We start from the raw sequence: 1,650 nt of genomic DNA on the forward strand, positions 1-1,650 counted from the left end.
CGAACGAGTCACCCTGTGCCGAGCACGCCGCTATGGCGTGAAAAACTGCGGTACGGTCGCCCGCCGACGCCGATGGGATCTTGGCACTTGAAGCCGTTAACGAGTCTGGCGCGGGGCCCGACCTCGATGGGTCGCACACTGTTGCTTCGAGCACGCCGGTCAGATTTCTTGGTTCCCGACCGTGGCCCACGGGCGACCTCCCACCCCCTTCTGCCCGTATGGAGCCCGGTGGCATGTCACGAGAACCTGAAGAGATCCACGACCCCGACCATGAGATCCGGTTGAGCCGGGTCGCGGCCATCGACGTCGCGAAGGCATCCGGCAAGGTCTGTACCCGGCTACCGCATTCGACTCAGCCTCACCGCAGGGTGACGCTGGTCTGGGACGTCGTGTCCACGACCAACGAGCTCTGCGCCTTGGCCCAGCGGTTGGTCACCAATCAGATCGAACGTGTCGTTTTGGAGTCGACCGGCGACTACTGGCGACCGTTCTACTACATCCTGGAAGCCCACGGGGTGACCGTGTGGCTGGTCAACGCCAACGACGTCAAGCAGGTCCCGGGCCGACCCAAGACCGACAAGCTCGACGCGGTCTGGCTGGCCAAGCTCAACGAGCGTGGGATGCTGCGGCCCTCGTTCGTGCCGCCGAAGGCGATCCGGGACATCCGCGACTACACCCGGCTGCGCCACGACCTCGTCGCGGACCGGACCCGCTACAAGCTGCGCTTGGACAAGCTGCTGGAAGACGCTTTGATCAAGCTGTCCACGGTGGCTACCAACTTCCTCGGGCTGTCCGGAAGAGCGATGATCGACGCTCTCGTCGCGGGTGAACGCGATCCCCGCCGACTGGCCGAGCTGGCCCTGGGCAAGCTACGGGTCAAACGTCCCGCTCTGGTTGAGGCGTTGACCGGCCGTTTCGACGACCATCACGCCACGATCGCTGTCGTCCTGCTGCAGCAGATCGATGCCCTTGATGTCGAGATCGACAAGCTCACCGTGATCATCGACCAGCTAATCGCCGCACTGCCTCCGACGGGTACTGGTGAGGACTGTCCTCCTGCGGCCCATCAGCCTTCGGTCTTGGAGCGGCTCGACGAGATCCCTGGTGTCGGACCTCGGGTCGCTCAGATCATCATCGCGGAGACCGGCGGGAACATGGCCCAGTTCCCCACCGCTGGCCACCTGGTGTCCTGGACGAAACTGTCCCCACGCACCATGCAGTCCGGGTCAAAGACCCGCCGCGGACCCACCGGCCGCGGCAGCCCCTACCTTAAAAGTGTGCTCGGTGACGCCGCCGCGGCAGCCGCCCGCACCGACACCTTCCTCGGCGAACGCTACCGGCGCCTGGTCAAACGCCGAGGCAAAGCCAGAGCCCTGGTCGCGATCGCCAGATCCATCCTGACGATCGTCTGGCACATCCTGGCCGACCCGACCGCTAGCTTCATCGATCTCGGCCCGGACCACTACGCCACCCATATCAACAAGCACCGCAAGACCCGTAGCCTCATCCGCCAGCTCGAAGCCCTCGGCCACACCGTTCAGCTCAACCCGGCCTGACCAGCACCACACCCAACGGACAAATTCAGAACCTCGTCGGGGCTGCGCCCCGACGCTGCCGCCTGCCCACTCACGGTTGTTTTTCCGGTCAGAT

The 1,650-nt window shown here is 64.8% G+C and carries 1 protein-coding gene; it reads left to right on the top strand.

The window, feature by feature from the left end; all coding sequences use genetic code 11:
• The first annotated feature begins 80 nt into the window (after positions 1-80).
• A complete protein-coding gene (locus tag ACFHWS_RS28415) occupies positions 81-1,556 on the top strand; it encodes an IS110 family transposase (protein WP_416569568.1) in 1,476 nt (491 codons plus the stop codon).
• Positions 1,557-1,650 lie beyond the last annotated feature (94 nt).

It is taken from the genome of Micromonospora sp. LOL_013, assembly GCF_048060315.1.
In the GTDB taxonomy this organism is placed as follows: domain Bacteria; phylum Actinomycetota; class Actinomycetes; order Mycobacteriales; family Micromonosporaceae; genus Micromonospora_E.